Source organism: Streptomyces sp. NPDC001153 (assembly GCF_053598315.1).
In genome coordinates this window covers 109,253-129,347 of the sequence record NZ_JBSFJZ010000023.1, presented here as the reverse complement: position 1 = coordinate 129,347, position 20,095 = coordinate 109,253, and the positions used below count along the sequence as shown (strand labels likewise).

General features: G+C 70.8%; 21 protein-coding genes and 2 pseudogenes. 14 read left to right on the top strand and 9 right to left on the bottom strand.

Annotation, left to right across the window (positions count from 1 at the left end; genetic code table 11):
- Nucleotides 1-597: 597 nt before the first annotated feature.
- The 7 genes and pseudogenes from ACWDEN_RS25875 to ACWDEN_RS25845 all read left to right on the top strand — a co-directional run.
- A pseudogene (locus ACWDEN_RS25875) lies at nucleotides 598-1,077 on the top strand (carbohydrate ABC transporter permease); the annotation flags it as partial.
- On the top strand, nucleotides 1,077-1,880 hold the full coding sequence (locus ACWDEN_RS25870; protein WP_351602810.1) for a carbohydrate ABC transporter permease: 804 nt from the start codon (nucleotides 1,077-1,079) through the stop codon (nucleotides 1,878-1,880). The pseudogene ACWDEN_RS25875 and the gene ACWDEN_RS25870, both read left to right, overlap by 1 nt.
- Nucleotides 1,877-2,032: a hypothetical protein gene (locus tag ACWDEN_RS25865; protein ID WP_351602808.1), complete on the top strand. Its 156-nt coding sequence runs from the start codon at nucleotides 1,877-1,879 to the stop codon at nucleotides 2,030-2,032. The genes ACWDEN_RS25870 and ACWDEN_RS25865 overlap by 4 nt, the downstream gene beginning before the upstream one ends.
- 29 nt (nucleotides 2,033-2,061) lie before the next feature.
- Nucleotides 2,062-3,105 carry a zinc-dependent alcohol dehydrogenase gene (locus ACWDEN_RS25860; RefSeq protein ID WP_351602806.1) on the top strand — a complete coding sequence of 348 codons (1,044 nt, stop codon included), beginning with the start codon at nucleotides 2,062-2,064 and terminating at the stop codon, nucleotides 3,103-3,105.
- Between the two features lie 63 nt (nucleotides 3,106-3,168).
- Entirely contained in the window at nucleotides 3,169-3,975 is an 807-nt protein-coding gene (locus tag ACWDEN_RS25855; RefSeq protein ID WP_351602804.1) for a DeoR/GlpR family DNA-binding transcription regulator, read from the top strand.
- A gap of 112 nt (nucleotides 3,976-4,087) precedes the next feature.
- Complete coding sequence (locus ACWDEN_RS25850; RefSeq protein ID WP_351602802.1) at nucleotides 4,088-4,717, top strand: HAD family hydrolase; 630 nt, start codon at nucleotides 4,088-4,090, stop codon at nucleotides 4,715-4,717.
- Between the two features lie 211 nt (nucleotides 4,718-4,928).
- Nucleotides 4,929-5,429 carry a hypothetical protein gene (locus ACWDEN_RS25845; RefSeq protein ID WP_351602800.1) on the top strand — a complete coding sequence of 167 codons (501 nt, stop codon included), beginning with the start codon at nucleotides 4,929-4,931 and terminating at the stop codon, nucleotides 5,427-5,429.
- Between the two features lie 86 nt (nucleotides 5,430-5,515).
- Here ACWDEN_RS25845 and ACWDEN_RS25840 read toward each other — a convergent pair whose 3' ends face one another.
- The 3 genes and pseudogenes from ACWDEN_RS25840 to ACWDEN_RS25830 form a co-directional block, all read right to left on the bottom strand.
- On the bottom strand, nucleotides 5,516-6,004 hold the full coding sequence (locus tag ACWDEN_RS25840) for a hypothetical protein (protein WP_351602798.1): 489 nt from the start codon (nucleotides 6,002-6,004) through the stop codon (nucleotides 5,516-5,518).
- A 286-nt stretch (nucleotides 6,005-6,290) separates the two neighbouring features.
- Nucleotides 6,291-7,451: pseudogene (locus tag ACWDEN_RS25835) on the bottom strand (aconitase family protein); the annotation flags it as partial.
- Complete coding sequence (locus ACWDEN_RS25830; RefSeq protein ID WP_351602796.1) at nucleotides 7,444-8,337, bottom strand: isocitrate lyase/PEP mutase family protein; 894 nt, start codon at nucleotides 8,335-8,337, stop codon at nucleotides 7,444-7,446. The pseudogene ACWDEN_RS25835 and the gene ACWDEN_RS25830, both read right to left, overlap by 8 nt.
- A gap of 243 nt (nucleotides 8,338-8,580) precedes the next feature.
- Here ACWDEN_RS25830 and ACWDEN_RS25825 point away from each other — a divergent pair, with 243 nt between their 5' ends.
- Together ACWDEN_RS25825 and ACWDEN_RS25820 are read left to right on the top strand one after the other, a co-directional pair.
- Nucleotides 8,581-9,327, top strand: coding sequence for an SDR family NAD(P)-dependent oxidoreductase (locus ACWDEN_RS25825; protein ID WP_351602794.1), 747 nt, complete (start codon nucleotides 8,581-8,583; stop codon nucleotides 9,325-9,327).
- 125 nt (nucleotides 9,328-9,452) lie between these two features.
- Entirely contained in the window at nucleotides 9,453-9,872 is a 420-nt protein-coding gene (locus ACWDEN_RS25820) for a CBS domain-containing protein (RefSeq protein ID WP_351602792.1), read from the top strand.
- Between the two features lie 182 nt (nucleotides 9,873-10,054).
- On the opposite strand, the gene ACWDEN_RS25815 is transcribed toward ACWDEN_RS25820, so the two are convergent.
- The 3 genes from ACWDEN_RS25815 to ACWDEN_RS25805 all read right to left on the bottom strand — a co-directional run bounded on the left by ACWDEN_RS25815 (nucleotide 10,055) and on the right by ACWDEN_RS25805 (nucleotide 13,759).
- Nucleotides 10,055-11,686 carry a sigma-70 family RNA polymerase sigma factor gene (locus ACWDEN_RS25815; protein WP_351602790.1) on the bottom strand — a complete coding sequence of 544 codons (1,632 nt, stop codon included), beginning with the start codon at nucleotides 11,684-11,686 and terminating at the stop codon, nucleotides 10,055-10,057.
- Between the two features lie 253 nt (nucleotides 11,687-11,939).
- A complete protein-coding gene (locus ACWDEN_RS25810; RefSeq protein ID WP_351602788.1) occupies nucleotides 11,940-13,085 on the bottom strand; it encodes a serine hydrolase domain-containing protein in 1,146 nt (381 codons plus the stop codon).
- Nucleotides 13,086-13,177: 92 nt separating this feature from the next.
- On the bottom strand, nucleotides 13,178-13,759 hold the full coding sequence (locus ACWDEN_RS25805; RefSeq protein WP_351602786.1) for a hypothetical protein: 582 nt from the start codon (nucleotides 13,757-13,759) through the stop codon (nucleotides 13,178-13,180).
- 299 nt (nucleotides 13,760-14,058) lie between these two features.
- On the opposite strand from ACWDEN_RS25805, the gene ACWDEN_RS25800 reads away from it, so the two are divergent.
- Nucleotides 14,059-14,751, top strand: a complete 693-nt coding sequence (locus ACWDEN_RS25800; RefSeq protein WP_351602784.1) for a DUF899 domain-containing protein — start codon at nucleotides 14,059-14,061, stop codon at nucleotides 14,749-14,751.
- A gap of 444 nt (nucleotides 14,752-15,195) precedes the next feature.
- Here the strand turns inward: ACWDEN_RS25800 and ACWDEN_RS25795 are convergent, their stop codons facing one another.
- Nucleotides 15,196-15,720: a hypothetical protein gene (locus ACWDEN_RS25795; RefSeq protein ID WP_351602782.1), complete on the bottom strand. Its 525-nt coding sequence runs from the start codon at nucleotides 15,718-15,720 to the stop codon at nucleotides 15,196-15,198.
- A 414-nt stretch (nucleotides 15,721-16,134) separates the two neighbouring features.
- Here ACWDEN_RS25795 and ACWDEN_RS25790 point away from each other — a divergent pair, with 414 nt between their 5' ends.
- The 4 genes from ACWDEN_RS25790 (at nucleotide 16,135) to ACWDEN_RS25775 (ending at nucleotide 18,445) form a co-directional block, all read left to right on the top strand.
- Nucleotides 16,135-16,569, top strand: a complete 435-nt coding sequence (locus tag ACWDEN_RS25790; protein ID WP_351602780.1) for an SRPBCC domain-containing protein — start codon at nucleotides 16,135-16,137, stop codon at nucleotides 16,567-16,569.
- Nucleotides 16,556-16,906 (top strand): ArsR/SmtB family transcription factor, encoded by a 351-nt coding sequence (locus tag ACWDEN_RS25785; protein WP_351602778.1) that lies wholly within the window; start codon nucleotides 16,556-16,558, stop codon nucleotides 16,904-16,906. Before ACWDEN_RS25790 ends, ACWDEN_RS25785 begins: the two co-directional genes overlap by 14 nt.
- A 39-nt stretch (nucleotides 16,907-16,945) precedes the next feature.
- The gene (locus tag ACWDEN_RS25780) at nucleotides 16,946-17,611 is read left to right on the top strand and encodes a copper chaperone (protein WP_450860232.1); all 666 of its coding nucleotides are present in this window, start codon (nucleotides 16,946-16,948) and stop codon (nucleotides 17,609-17,611) included.
- 66 nt (nucleotides 17,612-17,677) lie between these two features.
- Nucleotides 17,678-18,445: a DUF899 domain-containing protein gene (locus ACWDEN_RS25775; RefSeq protein WP_351602774.1), complete on the top strand. Its 768-nt coding sequence runs from the start codon at nucleotides 17,678-17,680 to the stop codon at nucleotides 18,443-18,445.
- Nucleotides 18,446-18,491: 46 nt separating this feature from the next.
- Here the strand turns inward: ACWDEN_RS25775 and ACWDEN_RS25770 are convergent, their stop codons facing one another.
- Together ACWDEN_RS25770 and ACWDEN_RS25765 are read right to left on the bottom strand one after the other, a co-directional pair.
- Nucleotides 18,492-19,166: a response regulator gene (locus tag ACWDEN_RS25770; protein ID WP_450860231.1), complete on the bottom strand. Its 675-nt coding sequence runs from the start codon at nucleotides 19,164-19,166 to the stop codon at nucleotides 18,492-18,494.
- Entirely contained in the window at nucleotides 19,163-19,696 is a 534-nt protein-coding gene (locus tag ACWDEN_RS25765) for a sensor histidine kinase (protein ID WP_450860230.1), read from the bottom strand. The genes ACWDEN_RS25770 and ACWDEN_RS25765 overlap by 4 nt, the downstream gene beginning before the upstream one ends.
- Nucleotides 19,697-20,095 lie beyond the last annotated feature (399 nt).

Here is a 20,095-nt window from a genome sequence, read left to right as displayed (position 1 = left end):
GCTGTCAGGTAAATGTACAGATTTCAGTCACCATCGGTCGACAGCAACGCGCACGCCGCTGCCGGGCGCGGCGGCGGGCCACGGGGGGCGCCGCATACCCGCTCCCCTGCGCCTCGGTGGATCCGACCCAGTTCCCGTCCTCCCCAGGTGCCGCGGCCGCCGTTCGACGTCATGCAGTGATGACTATTGATGTACACAGTTTTTCTCGCAATATGTGTTAACAACTGGCCCACTCCTGATAATAATTCCGCGAGCCACGCTGAGCGGCTGCCCCCGGCAGGTGGAGCCGCCGCGGGGGTCCCCTACGCCGTTCCACGAACCACCCGCACGAGAGGTCCCCGTCATGCGGCACGACCAGATACGCCCGCATCCGCACGGCCAGATCGGCCCTCATCGTCGGCGCCGCCGCGACCGCCCTGCTCGCCACCGCCTGTTCCGGGGCCGGAGCCGGATCGTCGTCGGGCGGCGGCAGGAGCATCAACGTCCTGATGGTCGGCAATCCGCAGATGGAGGACATCGCGCAGCTGACGAAGAGCACCTTCACCAACGGCCTTCGCGGCGATGCCGGCGGTCTGCTGCCAGGTCGGGTGCTCAGCCGTGTACCGGCTCTTCGGAGCCGCCAACGGCCCCACCGTCGACTGGGTGTCCGCCTACCCCATGCCGGCTGTCGTGGTCTCGTTGGTCTGGCAGTGGACGCCGTTCATGATGCTGATCCTGCTGGCCGGTCTGCAGGCCCAGCCCGGGGACGTCCTGGAGGCGGCGAAGGTCGACGGCGCGTCGGCCCTGGCGACCTTCCGCCACATCACCCTGCCGCACCTGCGCCAGTACATCGAACTGGGCGTCCTGCTCGGCACGATCTACGTCGTGCAGACCTTCGACGCGGTCTACTCCATCACCGAGGGCGGGCCCGGCTCCCAGACGACCAACCTGCCCTACGGGATCTACCTGACCATGTTCCACAAGTACGAGTACGGCCAGGCGGCCGCCGCCGGTGTGGTCGTCGTCCTCGGCTCGATCCTGATCGCGACCCTCGCGCTGCGCACCATCGCGTCGCTGTTCCGCGAGGAGGTGCCCTGATGACCGCTCACGCGCCGGTCGCCGCGCCCGGCGCGAAGCTGAAGAAGCTCGTCCGCCGCCACGACGACCACAGTGGTACGCCGAAGCTGTCGCCCTTGTGGACCTGCCTCGCCTGGCTCACCACCCTGGCGTTCTTCGCGCCGGTGGCGTGGATGGTGCTCACCTCCTTCCACCAGGAGGCGGACGCTGCGACCAACCCGCCGAGCCTCATCGCCCCGCTCACCCTCCACCAGTACTCCCTGCTGGTCGGCCGGGACATCACCCCCTATCTGCTCAACTCGGCCATGGCCGACGTGACTTCCACGGTGCTGGTGCGCGCCCTGGCCGTGCCGGCGGCCTACGCGCTGTCCATCAAGCCGGTCGAGAAATGGACCGACGTGATGTTCTTCTTCCTGTCCACGAAGTTCCTGCCGACCATCGCGGCCCTGCTGCCGGTCTACCTGATCGTCAAGGACATCGGCATGCTGGACAACGTATGGACGCTGATCGTCCTCTACACCGCCATGAACCTGCCGATCGCGGTGTGGATGATGCGCTCGTTCCTCGCCGAGGTGCCCAAGGAGATCCTGGAGGCCTCGGAGGTCGACGGGGCCAATCTGTTCACCGTGCTGTGGCGGATCGTCGCGCCGGTCGCCATGCCCGGACTCGCCGCCACCTCGCTGATCTGCTTCATCACCAACGAGGGCTTGTTCCTGGCCCGGCTCTGCGCCGCGGCCACCCTGGTGTCACTCCCCGTCCTGATCGCCGGTTTCGCCGCGCAGGACAAGCTCGTGCGCGGCCTGTCCCTGGGAGCCGTCAAGTGAGTGCCGCCGCAACGGCACGGCAGTCGGCTTACCCGGCCGGCGCCATGTCCTCCGACGAACTCCAGCGGCCACGGCATGGCCGTACGATCGCCCGCTTCCAGGCGGGCACCGGCCGCAAGATCCAGATCCGCCCCGGCCTCACCACCGCGTGAACGCCCGACCCGAACGGAACCCCGTCACCATGCCCCGGCACAACCACCAGATCCGTCGCGTCCTCGTCCGTTCCCTCCACGACATCACCATCGAGCAGGTACCCGCCCCCGTACCCGGGGACGACGAACTCCTGGTGCGCACTGCGGTCGTCGGCGTGTGCGGCTCCGACACACACGCTGCGGCCGGTCACCATCCCTTCATCGACCTGCCCTACCGCGCCGGTCATGAGGCGGTGGGCGTCGTCGCCCAGGCGGGGCAGGGGGCCGGGGGCTTCACGCCCGGTGACCGGGTGGTCATCGAGCCCAACCTCTGCTGCGGCCGGTGCCCCCAGTGCCGCTCGGGCCGCTACAACATCTGCCAGGAGCTGAAGGTCTTCGGCTGCCAGACGCCCGGCGCCATGACCGACCAGTTCACCATCCCGGCCGACCGCGTGCACCGCGTCCCCGACGGCATGACCGACATCGAGGCCGCGCTCATCGAACCCCTGGCCACCCCGGTGCACGCCGTGGCGAAGGCCGGTGACCTCACCGGCCGCACGGTCGCCGTGCTCGGCGCCGGCCCCATCGGCCTGCTCACCCTCCTCGCCGCCCGGCACGCCGGCGCCGCCCGGATCGCCGTCACCGACCTCCTCGACGGCAAGCGGGCGAGGGCGCTGCGCCTCGGCGCCGACGCGGCCCTGCCCGCCGACTCCCCCGACCTCGTCGGACAGGTCCACGCGGCGCTCGGCGGCCCGGTCGACGTCGTCTTCGACTGCGTCTCCCGCGCGCGGTCCATGGCCCAGGCCACCGACCTGGTGACCAAGGGCGGCCAGATCGTCGTGGTGGGCGTGGGCACCCCCGGCACGACCCCGGTCCGGCTGGACCTGATCCAGGACCGGGAGATCCGCGTCGAAGGCACCCTGATGTACACCGGCGAGGACTACCGCACCGCGATGTCCCTGATCGCCTCGGGCGCCGTGGACACCACCGAGCTCGTCACCGCCACCTATCCGCTGGCGGATGCCGCCAAGGCCTTCGCCGCGTCCGCCGACCCTGAGCAGGTCAAGGTGCTGGTCACGGTGGAGGGTCCGTAACAGGCCGCCACCTGCCCGTGTGGGAAACTGCGAGACCGGAAGCGAACGGGAAGGAGGGACGCTGTGACCGCCCGTACGCGACTGTCACAGGCGGCTGTCGAGGAGCGGCGCCAGGCCGTGCTGCAGTACGTCGCCGAGCACGGCGAGACCCGGATCGACGACCTTGCCGGGCACTTCGGCGTCAGCCTGATGACGATGCACCGGGACCTGGACGACCTGGCCGGGCGGCATCTGCTGCACAAGGAGCGGGGCCGGGCCGTCGCCTTCCCCGCCCTCACCATGGAGACGGCCACCCGCTTCCGGGAGAACAGCGCCCTGGCGGCCAAGATCGCGCTGTGCGCGGCCGTCGCCGGCCGGATCCGACCGGGCAGCACCCTGCTCATGGACGACTCGACCACTCTCTTCCCGCTGGCTCCCGCACTGGCCCGGCTGGACCAGCTCCACGTCGTCACCAACTCGGTCGGCCTCGCCCAGCGTCTCGAGCCCGCCCCCGGCGTGAAGGTCACCCTCCTGGGTGGCGACTACCGCAGCGACTTCAACTCCTGCACCGGGCCCGCCGTCACCCGTACCCTGTCCGCGATCCGGGCCGACCTGGCTCTGATGTCGGCCACCGCCGTCCTCGAAGGCCGCCTCTTCCACCCGTTGAGCGACTACGTCGAGGTGAAGCTGGCCATGCTCGCCTCCGCCGACCAGGCGCTGCTTCTGGCGGACCACTCGAAGTTCGGCAAGACCGCCACATACGCGTACGGCACCGTGGCCGACTATCACGCCGTCATCACCGACACCGGCACCCCCGAGGCGGAACTCGCGGCCATACGCGGCCTCGGAGTCCCCGTCGAGACGATCGAACCCGAAGAACCCTCCCCGTGATACACACCCTGTTCGAGACACCCAGCCTCTACCGCCCGAGCGAGGCCGAGACGGCCGCGCCCGTCCCCACGGTTCAGGGTGCGCTGTTCGACTTCAGCAACACCTCTTCCAGATGATCGATCTGGAGACATGGCTGCGCCGGATCGGCGCCGCCTCCGGTCGTCTTGCCATGCTGGACGAGCCGAGTGCGGTGGCCGAGATCGCCGGCCAGTTGCGCGCCGCCTTCCGGCTGCCGTACGTCGTCGCCCTCCAGGAAGGCCGGGACCTGTCCTCGGAACTGCACCGCCGGGCCATGTGGGGATGGTGGGAGCGGGTGGAGTTCCTGCGCGGCGTGGAGGAGGCGGCCTACCGCGAACTCACCGCACCGGACGCCTGGGTCCCCTATCCCGACACCGGACCGGTCCTGCATGCCCTGCGCGCACGCGGGCTGCCCATCGCCATCGTCAGCGACTTCGCCGGGGACCTGCGCACCCACCTCGCCCACCACGGCCTGGACGCCCTGATCGACAGCTGCGTCATCTCCTACGAGCAGGGCCGCGAAAAGCCCGACCCGCAGCTCTTCCTCAAGGCCTGCGCCGACCTCGGCACCGCTCCCCGCGCCACCCTCATGGTCGGCGACAACCCGGGCCGCGACGGCGGCGCGACCGCCTGCGGCCTGCGCACCCTCATCCTGCCGGCGGAGCACCGCACCGCAGAGCGCGGCCTGACCGACGTCCTGCGGCTCGTGAACCGACACGGCTGACGCCGTACGCGCCGAGCGCCTCGGGAACCGGCTGGAAGAACGCCGGCGTTGTCCGAAACGCGCGCCAGGCGGGCGCGTCCCCGGGCTCGAGGAGGTTCCCTGGACCGTTCGGGGTCCTGTGACACCCGTGCCACTCACTCGATGTGCGAGCCACCGCCATGCACTCTTCACTGAGAGGAACAGATCGTTCCGAGGGCACGGGAGCCGCGCTATGAATGGGCACGGGAAAGGGGGCGCGGCGGTCGCAGCGCTGGCCGTGGTGACGGTCGCGGTCGCGGTGACCGGGTGCTCCAACCACTCCGGGAACCCGTCCGGCGGCGCCGGCAAGGCGGCTTCGGCAGCCTCCTCCGCCGCCGCCTCCCTTGCCTCCCGGGGAGCCGACGCGCTGGCCTCGGCCTCGGCGGAGGCCAGGCACAAGCTCGAAGAGGCCAAGGGCGGGGTGAACGCCAAGAACGAGGTGACACTCGGTGCTGTCACTATCGGCAGCGACGGCCGCGCCACGGCCAAGGTGACCGCCAAGAACACAGCCGGCTCGGCCAAGTCCTTCGCCGTCCAGGTCAACTTCACCGACAAGAGCGGCAATCTGCTGGACGTCGTCGTGGTGACGCTCAAGGACGTGGCGGCCGGTGCCTCGGGCGAGGGCACGGCCCGCAGCAACCGCAAGCTGAACGGCGAAGTGCACACGGTCGTTGGCACGGCACTGCGTTACTGAGCATGGGCTGCAGTCCTCGTCCTCGGCGTTGAACACCGATGTGAGCACCCCATCGGATGTGCCTGGCGCAGCCCGGGCGCCGGAGGTCAGTCGCCGCCGCTCAGCCGGCGTCGCATCCAGGGAATCGCGCCCCCGGCCATCAGCACGTCCACCTGGCGCGGCGACAGGTCGTGGCGGGCGGTGAAGGAGTCGCCGTCGCATTCCACGGTGACCTCGGCGGAGCCGTCGCGCAGCGACTCGTACAGGCCTGACAGGTGCAGTACGGAGTCCTGGTGGACGCGGTCGTGGTCGGCGGGGTCGGCGAAGGTCAGGGGCAGGACGCCGTAGTTGACGAGGTTGGCGCGGTGGATGCGGGCGATGGACTGGGCCAGGAGCAGGCGCAGGCCGAGGTGGCGGGCGGCCAGGGCGGCCTGTTCGCGGCTGGAGCCCTGGCCGTAGTTGCGGCCGCCAACCACCGCGTGGGGGCCGGTGTCGCGGGCCCGGTCGGGATAGGTGTCGTCCAGGGGGCGGAACGTGTGCGCGCTCATGCCGTCGAGGCTGCTCCACAGGGACAGGGCCTCGGCGCCGGCGGGCATGATCTCGTCGATGGAGACGTCGTCGCCGGCCGTGATGAGGACGGGCAGGTCCAGGTCGTCCTCGATGGGCTCGAAGTCCGGCAGCGGAGTGTGGGCGGGGGCCCTTGACGAGGGCGACCGGCTCGCCGTCCGGCGGACTGTGCAGCAGGCCGTCGTAGACGGCGGGGGCGGCGGGCTCGGTGATCCGGGGGCAGGGCATGTCGAGGGTGCGCGGGTCGGTGATCACACCGGTGAGGGCGGAGGCGGCGGCCGTCTCGGGGCTGCACAGGTACACCTGGTCCTCGCCGCCGCCGGAGCGGCCGGGGAAGTTGCGCGGCACGGTGCGCAGGCTGCGGCGGCCGGTCGCGGGGGCCTGGCCCATGCCGATGCAGCCGTTGCAGCCGGGCGGATGGAGGCGGGCCCCGGCCTCCACCAGGGCGGTCAGGCTGCCGTCACCGATGAGCTGGGCCAGTGCCTGCCGGGAGGCCGGGTTGATGTCGAGGGATACGCCGTCGGCGACCTGCCGGCCCTTGACGATGTCAGCGGCCACGGCGAGGTCGCGGTAGCCGGGATTGGCGGAGGAGCCGAGGTAGCACTGGTGGATCTCCGCGCCTGCCGCCTCGGCGACCGGGACGACGTTGCCGGGGCTGGTGGGCAGGGCGATCAGGGGCTCCAGCGCCGACAGGTCGAGCTCGTCCGCGATGTCGTACGACGCCCCCTCCTCGGCCGCGAGCGGTCGCCAGTCCTGCTCGCGGCCCTGCGCGGCCAGATAGCGGCGGGTCTGCTCGTCGGAGGGGAAGACCGTGGTGACGGCGCCCAGTTCGGTCCCCATGTTGGCGATGACGTGCCGGTCCATCGGCGTCAACTCGGCGAGGCCGGGGCCGTGGTACTCCACGATGCGGCCGGCGCCGCCGTCGACGCCGTAGCGGCGCAGCAGTTCCAGGACGACGTCCTTGGCGCTGCCCCAGTCGGGGAGGGTGCCGGTCAGGCGGATACCCCAGATCTCCGGCATGGCGATCGCGTACGGCTGTCCGGCCAGCGCCATCGAGATCTCCAGGCCACCCGCGCCGACCGCGAGCATGCCCAGCGCACCGGCCGCCGGCGTGTGCGAGTCGGTGCCGAGCAGGGACAGGCCCGGGCGGCCGAAGCGCTGCTGGTGGACGGCGTGGCTGATGCCGTTGCCGGCCAGGGAGTACCACATGCCGAAGCGGCGGGCCGCGCTCTCCAGGAGCAGCCGGTCGTCGGCGTTGCGGCTGTCGCCCTCCAGCATGAGGTGGTCGACATAGGCGACGGCGCTCCCGGCCCGCACGTCGTCCAGGCCCATGGCCTCCAACTGCAGTGGGCACAAAGGGCCGTTGGCGTCGTGCAGGAGGATCTGGTCGATGGACAGGGCGATCTCGGTGCCGGGCCGCAGCTCGCCGTCCTCGAGGTGGGCGGCGATCAGCTTCCGGGCGAGGTTGTCAGCCATGGTCGTAGCGCTTTCCCAGGTCGAGTGCGTCCGGCAGGCCCACGGTCGCGAAGAAGTCGTCCAGGGCGGGCAGATGCCGTACGGCGTCGACGGGAGTGCCCGCACCGGCGAGCTCGGCGAGTACGTCCCGCACGGCGGCGGTGGCGGCGAGGAGGGTGGAGAGGGGGCAGATCACCAGGCGGTGGCCGAGCTCGGTGAGGCGGGCCAGGCCGGTGGGCGGGGTCTTGCCGCCCTCGGCCCAGTTGAACAGCAGCGGGGTGTCCGGGAAGGCCGCCGCGGCCGCCTCGATCTCGGTGTCGCTGGTCAGCGCCTCGATGAACAGCATGTCGGCGCCGGCGTCGCGGTAACGGCGGCCGCGTTCCACGGCGGCGTCGAAGCCCTCGACCGCGCGGGCGTCGGTGCGCGCGATGATCAGGAAGTCGGGGTCGTCGCGCGCCTGGACGGCGGCCTCGATCTTGCCGGCCATGGTGCCCGCCGGGATGACCTCCTTGCCCTCCATATGACCGCAGCGCTTGGGGGCGGGCTGGTCCTCCAGGTGGATCGCGGCGACGCCCGCGGCCTCGTACTCGCGGACGGTGCGGATGACATTGATCGCGTTGCCGTAGCCGTTGTCGGCGTCGGCGATCACCGGGACGCCGACGGCCGAGACGATGCGACGGGCGGCGTCCGTCATCTCGCTCATGGTGAGCAGGCCGATGTCGGGGCGGCCCAGCAGGGAGGCGGTGGCCCCGAACCCGGTCATGTAGACGGCGGGAAAGCCCGCCCGCTCGACGAGGAGCGCGCTCATCGCGTCGTCTGCCCCCGGCGCGACCACCGGCCGCGGCCCGCGCAGCAACTGCCGCAGCCGCCGCGGCCCGGACCGGTCCGTGTCCAGCAGCCCGGCCATGCCCGCTCCTCCTCGCAGCCGACTCGTCGCAGCCGACTGCCCGTGCCGACTCCTTGATGCCGATCGAGCGGCCGCGTACCCATGGAGAACGATCCTGCACACATCGGCTCCGCGAGAGGCCGCCCCGGTCCGAGCGGAGTGCGGCGCTCGGCCTCTCGGGAACCCGTGCACCACCGGGGTCCGCCGCTCTGCCTGTCCTCGGCCGGAGAGGACAACCCGCCGGAAACAGGGAAGGTAGCGAACATGGCTCCTGTCTCGTCCCACCGGATCGCCCTGATCACCGGCGGCAACCGTGGCCTCGGCCGCGAGACCGCCTCCCGGCTCGCCGCCCTGGGCATGCATGTGCTGGTCGGCAGCCGCAGCGCCGAAGCCGGTGAAGCCACGGCCCGGCAGCTCACGGGCCGAGGGCTGTCGGCCCTGGGGGTGCAGCTGGACGTGACCGACCCGGAGAATGTCCGCTCGGTGGCCGCCGACATCGGCAGGACGTACGGGCGCCTGGACGTGCTGGTCAACAACGCCGGAGTGATCGTGGAGGCGTCCGCCACCCGGTTGACCGCCGCCGAGATCCGCTCCGTCTGTGAGGTCAACCTGCTCGGAGCGGCGACCATGGTGCACGAGATGCTGCCGCTCCTGCGCGACTCCGCGCACCCGCGGATCGTCAACGTCTCCAGCACCACGGCATCGCTGTCGCTCACCGCGGCGGGCACGGACTTCGGCGGCGACGCCGCCCACCGCATCGCCTACTCGGTCTCCAAGGCAGCCCCGAACATGCTCACACTCCAGTACGCGCGCGCGTTCGCAGCGGATCCGGAGCTCGCGCACATCAAGATCAACGCGGTGGCACCCGGCTATGTCGCGACCGACATGAACCGGGGACAGGGCACCCGGACCGTCGGCGAAGGCGCCGCGGTCGTCGTCGAGTTCGCGAACCTCGACGGCGACGGTCCCACCGGCGAGTTCCACAATGACCGCGGCCCGGTGCCGTGGTGACGCCGACGCCGTGCGGCTCACACCCCCTCCTCGTGGCGAGCATGGCAGAGGTGGCGGTCGGGTACTCGGCCGCCGTCACGGGCACAGGCCGGTGCCCGTCCCGGAAGCCAGGCGGAGGTGGTCCCATGGCTCAGAAAGTGCGGGAGATCATGACGTCGGAGCCGGTGACGGTGCCCGAGCGGACACCGCTCACCGAGGTGGCACGGCTCATGCGGGAGCGGGACGTCGGCGACATCATCGTCGGGGACGCCGACCATGTCCGCGGCCTGGTGACCGACCGCGACCTGGTGATCCGAGCCATCGCCGAGCACCGCGATCCCGACGCCACCACCGTCGGGGACGTGTGCAGCACCGACCTGATCACCTGCTCGTCCCAGGATGCGGTGGACGAAGCGGTGCGGCTGATGCGCGAGCACGCCCTGCGGCGGCTGCCGGTCGTCGACGACGGCCACCTCGTCGGCGCCCTCAGCCTCGGCGACCTGGCCATCGAGAAGGAGCCACGCTCGGCCCTGGCCGACATCAGCGCCGCGCAACCGAATCGCTGAGGCAGCCGCCCCGCTCACGGCGGATGTTCCCATTCCCCCGCCATGATCGAACCCATCAGCTACGGCTGGTGACCCCCTGCGGCACCGGAGGCGTACTCACCCTGGCCTGTGACCGGATCGCCGGACAGCCCGACGGGAACGGCCTCGCCCACGTCCTCGTGGCGGACCGTACTCGGGGATGCTCACAGTCTGGCGCCGAAGTCCTGTGTCCACCACGGGCCGCCCGCGCCCTTGTGCACACCCACACCGATGTCCTTGAACGAGCAGTTGAGGATGTTCGCCCGGTGACCGGGACTGTTCATCCACGAATCCATGACAGCTGCGGCGGTCTGCTGGCCTTGGGCGATGTTCTCGCCGTAGGTGGACCAGCGATAGCCGGCGGCCGTGATGCGCTGTCCGGGGTCTGCGCCGTCCGGGTTGGTGTGGTCGAAGAAGTGGCGAGCGGCCATGTCGTCGGAGTGGCCCTGGGCCGCTTTCTGCAGTTGCGGGTCCTCGGTGAGGGGGCCGCAACCGACGCCTGCCCGCTGCTTGTTCACCAGTGCAACCACCTGGCCCACGGTGTCGGTCGGGTCCGGGGAAGACGGCGCTGTGCTCGCCGGGGCCGCAGCCGGCGGGGCGGTCTGCCGGCCGGTGGGTGCGCTCTTCCTGCCGCGGTTCCCTGCCTTCGCGGCCCGCGGCTTCTTCGGCTTCGACGGTGACGGGGACGGGGAGGGCGACGGCGACACACCGCTTGCACTGGGCGTGGCGTGGTCCAGGACGGGGGCGGCCGCTCTTCGCTCCAGGCTCGCGTTCTCCGAGCCGGTTCCGGAATCCGTACCGAGGTACCACAGACCACCTCCGGCGACACAGGCCGCAACGACGGCCCCGCCGACGGCCCGGCGCCGCATGCGCCGACGCCGACGGGACTGGCTGCGCGAGCCGGTGCCGCCCCGTATGCCGTCTCGCGCGGTGCCCGTGCCCGGTCCGGTGTGTCCGTTGCCCACGCCCAGCGGTGTGGCAGACCCCGCCGGGACAGCACTCCCGGCGGAGGCTGAGATCCTGGCCGGCAGCGCGGGTGAGGCCGCGACCAGCGCCAGTCCGGCCAGCAGTCCTTCCGCGGGCATCAGACCGCTCCACAGTCCGCTGCAGCGGCTGCAGCCGCGCGCGTGCCGGGCTATTCGTTTACGCCACAGGGCCGAGGGCCTGCCGTCCCAGGAAGCCAGCACGATGCGGAGTTCCTCGCACCGTGGCCGTGCGTCGAGTGCTCGTACGACCACGCGGGCCGCCTCGAGCTGCGCCTTCATCCGCTGTACCCGGACCGCTGTGTGCTGGGGCGACAGGTCGAGAGCCGCGGCCACCTCGGCCCGGGTGAGTTCGCCGGCACACTCCAGCCACCACAGTGACAGCAGTCCCCGGTCGTCGGGCTCCAGCCAGCGCGTCGCCTGCGCTGTCTCCTGGCGCTGTCCGGAGAGCTGGAGCTGGACCACCGTCAGATCGACGAAGTCAGCACCCGGGTCGGCCAGATCCTCGGCTTCCTCCATCGTGCCCGGGGCGGATTGCCGGGTGTGCCAGTGCGCCCGGACCTGGTTCATCGCGATCGCGACCAGCCAGGAGCGAAAGCGCTCAGGAGTACGCAGTTCGCCCAGCCCGTCCAGGGCGCGCAACATGGTCTCCTGCACCACGTCGTCGACGTCCACCGAGCCGTTCAGGGCCCGGCCCACAATGTTGTAGACCAGCGGGAGGTAGGCGTTGACCAGCGCGTCCTGAGCTTGCGTGTCGCCCTCGCGGGCGGCCGTGACCAGTATCGCTGTCTCCACCGCGTCGTGCGTGCTCATACCCATGCTTCCCGTCATCGAGGCCGAACGATTGTGTCCGATGCCTGGGAGATCACTCGACGCGCCCCGGATAACAGTTCTTCGGGAGTGAGTTTCGGTCGGTGCGCCTGAAGGGCGGCTGCAGGGCTGGGAGAACAACGGGGTCGGCTCCGGCCTGCGGTGGCGACTGCAGGTTTCCGGCGGGGATCACACGCACGCCCTGAGCACGGAGCACCTCCGGCGCAGGGCGCGCGTCGGCAGGGAGATCGCTCCTTCAGCCGCGCGCCACGCTCGTCCAGAAGTCCCGCATCAGCGGCGTGGGGGTGGGGTTCGTCATCGCCACCTGGGTGAGGAGGATCGCCACCGTTGCGGTGGACGGAATGACGTGGGCCGTCGTCCCCGTGCCGCCCACCCAGCCGTAACGGCCGGGGACGTTCCACGGGTCGGCCTGGGTGACGTCGACCTGGCCGCCGTAGCCCCAGCCCTGGCCCTCCAGGAAGAGGGTGGCGACCGCACGCTGTTCGGCCGTGAGGTGGTTGGTGGTCATGCGGCTGACCGAGGTGGCGGTGAGGAGGCGGTGGCCGTTGCCCTCGCCTCCGTTCAGGAGCATGCGGGCGAAGGCCAGCCAGTCGTCGGCCGTGGAGACGAGGCCCCCGCCGCCCGAGTGGAAGCGCGGCAGGCGGCTCCACTGACCGTCGGGGGTGTCCGTCAGTTCCAGGGTTCCGTCGGGGGTCGGGCCGTAGGAGGAGGTGAAGCGGTGGCGCTTCGACTCGGGGACCTCGAAGGCCGTGTCCTTCATGCCCAGCGGCTCGAAGACCCGTTCCGCGAGGAAGTCGGGCAGCGTGCGGCCCGACGCCCGGGCGACGAGGATTCCCTGGAGGTCGGAGGAGGTGCCGTACAGCCAGGCGTCTCCCGGCTGGTGCAGCATCGGTACCTGCGCGAGGAGGCCCACCCAGGTGTCCGGGTCCGGCCAGTCCTGCAGGGCGCGGCCGTCCTTCTGCACGGTGAACAGGGACTGCACCGCGGGGAGGGAGAAGTCGGCGGGGAAGCCCCAGCCGGTGCGGGAGCTGAGCAGGTCCTCGACCGTGATCGGGCGGTCCGCCGGGACGACGTCCGCGACCGGGGCGTCGGGGGTGCGCACCACGCTCGGCTTGGCCAGTTCCGGCAGCCACTCCTCGACGGGAGTGTCCAGGGCGAGTCGCCCCTCGTCCACCAGCATCAGGACTGCCGCCGCTGCGATGGGCTTGGTGATGGACGCGATACGGAAGATCGTGTCCCTGGCCATCGGGGCGGTGCCGCCGGTGTCCACCGAGCCGGCGGTCACCACCTCGACGTCGTCGCCACGGGCGATCAGGCCGACGGCGCCGGGCACCCTCCCGTCGTCGACGTACCGGTGCAGGGTGTCGTACAGCGCGTTCATCGGTGGCCTTCCGGTAGGGGTTGTCCAGCGTGTACGACTCCCGGGACGGCGGAAAGTCATCGGCTGCGCCTGCGTGCGTCCACCCGAGCAGCTCAGGTGCCGTCGGTCTCTGCCGAGGCAGTCCTGTCGCCGGGTGCCGATGCGAAGTCGAAGTCGACGAACAGCGGCATTCTGTGCAGCGCTGGGGGTTCTCCCGGCAGGCCGAGCCGCTGCCAGGCCAGCCGAGCCGACACCTTCAGCACCCGTCGCGCCCGCACTATGAGCAGGACGGCGAGGGGCAGCTCGACCAGTACGGCCGTGCCGGCACTCGCCCACACATCCGCTCTACCCCAGTCCAAGGAGACGTCGAACCAGGCATCGCAGATCAGGAGTGTGGCCGCCACGTACGACAGCGGGACCATCGCCTGCCGTCTCAGCCACACCGCCGCTCCCGCGCCGGCCAACGACACCAGCAGCATCACGTCGAAGCCCACCCACACCATGGGCCAGTACCGAGCCTCAAAGCGATCCGGCAGCGACACCGCCAGGTACACGGTCCACGGCACGAGCACGAGCACGCACAGACCGAGCTGCCGTAGCACCCGCCGGTAGCGGCGGTGCAGTGCGGCACCGTCCGGTACGAAGGCGCCGGCCTTCATACCGGCGGGGACCGTGGGGTCTCTCTGCTCGCTCATCCTCGCCCGTTCCTTCCGGCAGCTGATGGCCCGGCGAACCGCCGTTGTGCCGTTTTGGGTGCACCGCCCTCAATGGTTGCACCTCACAGGGGAAAGCATGTACATGCCAGGCACCTGCCGGCGTGCGTCCGATCCCCGGCCCCACGTGAGGTGGCCGGGGCGCGCTCATGGTGGCAATGCCGGGAGGGCCCTATCCCCACCGTGCTGCGGGAGCCGGCCGTGACCGATGAATTCGGCGGCCGGTCGGGGTCCACACCTGAACACCGCAAGCCGCGCACCCGACAGTGAGGGAAGGGACCATGAGCATCAACGCACTACCGCCCGTCGTCGACGCCGAAACCTGGCAACGAGAGCTGGATGCCCTGCGCGTCCGGGAGAAGGACGCGACCCGAGAACTGGACGCGATCGCCGCCCAGCGTCGCCGCCTGCCCATGGTCCGCATGCCGGAGTACACCCTTGAGGGCGAGAAGGGACCGGTCCGGCTGGTGGATGTCTTCGAAGGCAGGAGGCAGCTGATCGTCTACAACCACATGTGGTTCCCCGGCAAGCAGTGGCAGTGCCCGGGCTGCACCGGCTTCACGTCGCAGTTCACCCGCCTGGAGTTCCTGGACGCCTATGACGCCCGGTTCGTCATCGTCACCCAGGGGCCGATCGACGAAGCACTCGCCTACCGGCAGCGAGTCGGAAACCGGATGCCCTGGTACTCCACGGCGAACAGCCCGTTCGGCAGCGACGTCGGCGCACCGCCCGGCGGGGGATTCGCGGTCAACGTGTTCCTGCGTGACGGCGACACCGTCTACCGGACCTGGCACACCAACGGTCGTGGCGTCGAGCAGCTCAGTCACACCTTCGCGCTGATCGACGTGTTGCCATACGGGCGACAGGAGGAATGGCAGGACTCGCCCGACGGCTGGCCACAAGATCCGACCTACAGCCGGTGGAGCTCCTCCGAAGACATCGCGGTTCTCTATGGCCCGGGACAGCACACCTAGGACTGCCGTCCGGCCATGGGCCGATCCCGGCGATTGCCGGGCCGTGCGGGAATCGCGAGGTCGATGGGCGCGGTCTTCTCCGGGTGATCGCGCTTCCGTGCCGCTGCGGGCAGTCGGGGCGAGGACGGCGTCCAGGGCCACGACCATGCGTACGGTGGCCTTCGTCTCGTGCCTCGCTCACCCGTTCGGCGGAGGGAAACTCCGGGAAGGAAGCCGGCGGGCACGGCGTCGGCACAGGTACCGACGGGAGGCGCTCGGCGAGGAATCACCGGGCGGTTCGGCCGGTGAACGAAAGGAAGGCCGCCCGGACAGTGGGCGAGCAGCGCCCGGTGTCCGGCTCCGGCAGGGTGCGACCGGTGCCCGTGTTGTCGGACAATGGTCAGTGCTGGGGCCCCGGCCCGATTCCGGCAGGCCGGGGCTCCATGTCATGCAGCGGGCTCGGGACTACCTTCCGCCTTCCTCTCCGTTGCGGCCCCAGCCCCAGCCGTCGTGGCCGACCACGCGGAAGCTGCCGACCACGCCGTCCTTGACGTGGATGTCGTCGGTACGGTGGACGCGGACGCCGTCGCTCTGGCTGTGGGGGCCCACGATGGCGACGGGGGCGCCGTTGTCGCAGACCGCCCCGCGGAAGACCTCGACCACCTTGTGGCTGTCGTTGCGGATGTTCAGGGTCTTCGCGCCCAGGCCGCTGATCACGGTGATGCAGTCGCCGGGGCGTGCGGAGTAGGATCGCTCGTTGATCTGGATCCGACCCCAATCCCAGCCTCCGCGGCCGCCCTCGCGGCCCTCGCGGCCCTCGTTGCCCTTGCCCTGCCCAGCCTCGCCGCCGAGAGGCGCCGCGGCGGCAGCGGCCGGAGCCGACTCCGGCGCCGGGGCGGAGGCCGCCGACGCGTAGGTGATGCCGGTGGCGGCCAGAGCAGCGGCGGCCGCGACACCAGCGGTGACCACGGTGGAACGGGGGACCTTCATATCGCTTCTCCTGTCTGCTGTCTCAGAGATACCGGCCCGTCAGCCGGCCGTGATCAAAAAGTACCTATAACAGTCATACCGGTCATATCGAATGACCGGTTCCAGGCGCCGATCGGGGTATTTCTGGCGCCACGCGCCACCTCTCCCCGGGCGTTAAGCGGTGTCAAGTCGCTGGAGCGAAAAGCGGGTTGATGTGGCATTAGCCCTTTTGGTTGATCTCCTGATGCCTGCTCACCTCTCAGGACACGGCGTGTCGCTGCATCAGGAAGGGTCGGGCCGTGTTAGCGCCCGGATGCGACAGGGTCGATCACAGCAAGTCAAAGCACCTGCAGGACTCGCGCCGATGCAGTTGACGCAACCAATCGGTTGCCATATGGTGGCAACCAGATGGTTGCTATATACGTGGAGGCAGACATGGCATTCCCCGATCGAATCGAGCGGACCGTCGAGATCGCGCACCCGCCGGCCAAGGTGTGGGCGGCACTCACCACGGCCGAGGGACTGAGCGCCTGGTTCGGCAACGAGGCCGGGATCGATCTGCGCCCGGGCGGCGCGGCCTGGATGAAATGGGAGGGTGGCCACTCCGCCGACATGCGGGTGGAACGGGTGGAGGAGCCGACGGTGTTCGGTTTCACCTGGCGCATGGCCGAACTGCCCGAGGACGATCCGCGCCGCACCTACGTCGAGTTCACGCTCGAACCGGTCGGCACCGGCACCCGGCTGACGGTGGTCGAGACCGGCTTCGCCCAGCTCCCGGACGAGACCTACCGCAAGGAGTACGACGGCCACACCGAGGGTTGGGCGCGCGAACTGGGCGAACTGGTCGACTACCTCGATGCCGCAGCCTGACATCGAGGCGATCGCCGAACAGGTCTTCGCCGCTCTGGCCGACCCGAGCCGGCGTGCCATCCTGGCCGCGCTGGCCTCGGGGGGGCCGGCCACGGCCACGGACCTGGCCGGCCGGTTGCCGATCACTCGGCAGGCGATCGCCAAACACCTGGCCCTGCTGGCGGAAGCCGGCCTGGTGAGGGCCGAACCGGGTGAGCGGCGCCGGGTGCGATACCGGCTGCGGTCCGCGCCGATGCAGGTGGCGCAGCAGTTCCTGGCCGCGCTGGCTCGCGACTGGGACAGCCCGCTCGGTGCACTGAAAGATCACCTCGATGAGCAGGCGCGCGGATCCTCGTGACGGGGATCGCCGCCTGACACACCGGAGGGAGAACCGACGGTGAAGCTGGAAATCCGGCGCCCGGCCGCGCCTTCCATGGTGCTGGGGGTGACGCTCGGGCTCGCCGCGGTGTGCTGGGTGGCGGCGGTCCGGCGGATGCAGGGCATGGACATGGGCGTCGCGTCCAGGCCCGGGTCGTTCGGGTCCTTTGCCGCGACCTGGATGACGATGGTGGCGGCGATGATGCTGCCCGGCGCGGCCCCGGCTCTCGCGAGGCATGTCCGCGTGGTCGGCGGACTGCGCGGCGCCCCGCTGTTCGCCGGGGCCTACCTCACCATCTGGGCACTGGCAGGTGTCGTGGCGTACACGCTGGACCGTCCGCACGGCCCGGCGGCCGCCGGCGCAGTGGTGATCACTGCGGGCGTCTACGAGCTCACGCCGGTCAAGCGGTACTTCCGGCGACGCTGCCACGAGGTTCCCGGTTCCGGGCTGAGGTTCGGACTCTACTGCGCCGGCTCGAGCATCGGGCTGATGGCGATGATGGTCGCGCTGGGCGTGATGAGCGTGTGGTGGATGTCGCTGGTCGCCGTCCTCGCCTCCGCCCAGAAGCTGCTGCCCGCGAAGACCGCCATCGATGTTCCGCCGGCGCTGGCGATCGTCGGGCTCGGACTCGTGAGCGTGGTCGCGCCCTCGCTGGTTCCGGGGCTCACGCCACCGACGACGTAGCGACAGGAGACAGGACAGGCGGGACAACGCACGACAGCACAGGAAGCGATTCCAAGGAGACAGGCAATGACCGGTCACAAGACGGGGACACGCGAGGAATGGCTCGCCGCGAGGCTGGAGCTGCTCGAGGCGGAGAAGGAGCTGACCCGACGCGGTGACGAACTGGCCCGGCGACGGCAGGAGCTGCCCTGGGTCCGGGTGGACAAGGACTACCGCTTCGAGACCGACGAGGGACCGGCGTCGCTCGCCGACCTGTTCCGGGGACGTTCCCAACTGCTCGTCTACCACTTCATGTTCGGGCCGGACTACACCGCCGGATGCCCCTCCTGCTCGGCGATCGCCGACGGCTTCAACGGCTCCGTGGTCCATCTCGCCCACCACGACGTCATGTTCTGGGCGATCTCGCGAGCCCCGCTCGCCAAGCTCCACGCGTACCGGCAGCGGATGGGCTGGACCTTCCCGTGGGCGTCCTCCCACGGCAGTGACTTCAACGTCGACTTCGGGGTGGCGCACACCAAGGAGGAGTGGGAAGCGGGACTCGTCGCGTACAACTTCGGGGAGGAGGACCTGCGCCCGGCGACCGACGCCGAGAAGAGCTCCCGCGACGCCTTCACCCAGTCGATCGTCGGCACGGACTGGGAGACCTACCGGCGGGAAGGCCCCGGCGTGAGCGCGTTCGCGCTGCAGGACGGCGCCGTCCACCACACCTACTCGGCGTACGCCCGCGGGCTCGACGGCCTGTGGGGCATGTACCAGTGGCTCGACCGCGCGCCCCTCGGCCGCAACGAGACCGGCTTCTGGTGGCGCCGCCACGACGAGTACGACAACCAGTGAGCGAGCACCGGAGGAGCATGAGGGCGGCCTGCACCGGCGTCCGGCGCTACGGCGACTCGGTCAGGCCGCTGCGGTGGGCGAAGACGACGAGTTGAGCACGGTCACGGGCGCCGACCGTGGCCATGGCGCGGTTGACGTGGGTCTTGACCGTTGCGGGGCTGAGCACGAGCCGGGCGGCGATCTCGTCGTTGGACAGCCCGGTCGCCACCAGCCCGGTGATCTGCCGTTCGCGGTCGGTGAGCGCCTCCAGCCCGCGGCGGGCCGCCCCGTCCAGGGGACCCGGCACCGCCGGGGTGGCGAGGAAGCGGCTGATGAGGGTTCTGGTCGCGGCGGGAGACAGCAGTGCGTCGCCGCGGCTGACCGCGCGGATGGCCTGCAGCAGCTCCTCCGCGTCGGCGCCCCTGCCCAGGAAGCCGCTGGCACCGGACCGAAGCGCCTCGAAGACGTACTCGTCGATCTCGAAGGTGGTCAGGATCAGCACCTTCACCCCGGCGAGGTCCTCGTCCCCGGTGATCAGGCGGGTCACCGCGAGGCCGTCCAGGACGGGCATACGGATGTCCATCAGGACCAGGTCGGCCTGGGCGGCTTGGGCCAGCCGTACCGCCTCCCGCCCTTCACCGGCCTCGCCCACCACCTCCAGGTCGGGCGCCGGCTCGATCAGGGCCTTGAAACCGGTGCGCTCCACGGGCTGGTCGTCGGCGATGGCTACGCGGATGGTCACGGGGCGGGCTCCGGGGCGAGATCGAGGGGCTGGCAGGGCAGGCCGGCCGTCACCTGGAAGGTACCGTCCGGGCGCGGGCCCGCGGCGAAACGGCCGCCGAGGGCGAGGACCCTCTCGCGCATGCCGACGATGCCGTGCCGGTCGGCCGGCGGGCGCCCGCTGTCGGGTCCGTGCGTGTCGGTCCCGGTCCTGCCACCCGAGAGGTCGGCGACGGTGATGCGCAGTTCGTCGGGGTCGTAGCTCAGTGTCAGGCGTGCCTGCCGCCGGCTGGAGTGCTTGTAAACGTTGGTCAGCGACTCCTGGATCACGCGGTACGCGGTGAGGTCGGCCGCGGGCGCCAGCGGAACGGCACCGCCGTGGACCCGGCAGTCGATGTCCAGGCCGCAAGCGCGCAGCGAGGCGAGCAGTTCGTCGAGTCCGTCGAGGCCGGGCGCGGGGATCGCGGTGGGGGCGACGGGGTCTCCGGGCTGCCTGAGCAGGCTGACGGTGTCGCGCAGTTCCCCAAGGGCCTTGCGGCTGGCGGACTTCACATGGGCGATGGCCTCCCGGGCCCCCGCGACATCGCGGTCATACGGCCCCTCGTTCCTGAGTGGCCGTCTGCTATTTCGCCAACGATTGTTGGTCTTATTCGCGCCATGGGTCAAGTGGCCGTCGCTCGCCCGGGTGAAGCCCCCACGGTGGTGGCGTCAGGAGCGGCGACAGACCGGCGAGTCCGGTGGGGCCGGGGCTGCAGGGCGCGTACGGGGCCATTGGCGCGCTCGGCGACGCCTTCCGCCTCGGCACCTGTCGCTACCTGCTGGACGGGGGCGGGCCGGCCGAGTCGCAGTCGGCCGGCCCGGCGCGTACGCGACCACCGGCGACCGCTTCGTCGCCGAACTCACCCACCGGTTCGGCCCGTTGGCCACCCTGCACCGGCGCGCCGACGTACG

Bases quoted from the DNA above. Each gene is read 5' to 3' on its own strand.
- ACWDEN_RS25840 (WP_351602798.1), bottom strand. From the start codon at position 6,004: ATGCCCGCCGGCGCCGAGGCCCTGTCCCTGTGGAGCAGCCTCGACGGC.
- ACWDEN_RS25870 (WP_351602810.1), top strand. From the start codon at position 1,077: ATGACCGCTCACGCGCCGGTCGCCGCGCCCGGCGCGAAGCTGAAGAAG.
- ACWDEN_RS25845 (WP_351602800.1), top strand. From the start codon at position 4,929: ATGAATGGGCACGGGAAAGGGGGCGCGGCGGTCGCAGCGCTGGCCGTG.
- ACWDEN_RS25830 (WP_351602796.1), bottom strand. From the start codon at position 8,337: ATGGCCGGGCTGCTGGACACGGACCGGTCCGGGCCGCGGCGGCTGCGG.
- ACWDEN_RS25825 (WP_351602794.1), top strand. From the start codon at position 8,581: ATGGCTCCTGTCTCGTCCCACCGGATCGCCCTGATCACCGGCGGCAAC.
- ACWDEN_RS25790 (WP_351602780.1), top strand. From the start codon at position 16,135: ATGGCATTCCCCGATCGAATCGAGCGGACCGTCGAGATCGCGCACCCG.
- ACWDEN_RS25800 (WP_351602784.1), top strand. From the start codon at position 14,059: ATGAGCATCAACGCACTACCGCCCGTCGTCGACGCCGAAACCTGGCAA.
- ACWDEN_RS25775 (WP_351602774.1), top strand. From the start codon at position 17,678: ATGACCGGTCACAAGACGGGGACACGCGAGGAATGGCTCGCCGCGAGG.
- ACWDEN_RS25850 (WP_351602802.1), top strand. From the start codon at position 4,088: ATGATCGATCTGGAGACATGGCTGCGCCGGATCGGCGCCGCCTCCGGT.
- ACWDEN_RS25820 (WP_351602792.1), top strand. From the start codon at position 9,453: ATGGCTCAGAAAGTGCGGGAGATCATGACGTCGGAGCCGGTGACGGTG.
- ACWDEN_RS25810 (WP_351602788.1), bottom strand. From the start codon at position 13,085: ATGAACGCGCTGTACGACACCCTGCACCGGTACGTCGACGACGGGAGG.
- ACWDEN_RS25805 (WP_351602786.1), bottom strand. From the start codon at position 13,759: ATGAGCGAGCAGAGAGACCCCACGGTCCCCGCCGGTATGAAGGCCGGC.
- ACWDEN_RS25785 (WP_351602778.1), top strand. From the start codon at position 16,556: ATGCCGCAGCCTGACATCGAGGCGATCGCCGAACAGGTCTTCGCCGCT.
- ACWDEN_RS25795 (WP_351602782.1), bottom strand. From the start codon at position 15,720: ATGAAGGTCCCCCGTTCCACCGTGGTCACCGCTGGTGTCGCGGCCGCC.
- ACWDEN_RS25860 (WP_351602806.1), top strand. From the start codon at position 2,062: ATGCCCCGGCACAACCACCAGATCCGTCGCGTCCTCGTCCGTTCCCTC.
- ACWDEN_RS25815 (WP_351602790.1), bottom strand. From the start codon at position 11,686: ATGAGCACGCACGACGCGGTGGAGACAGCGATACTGGTCACGGCCGCC.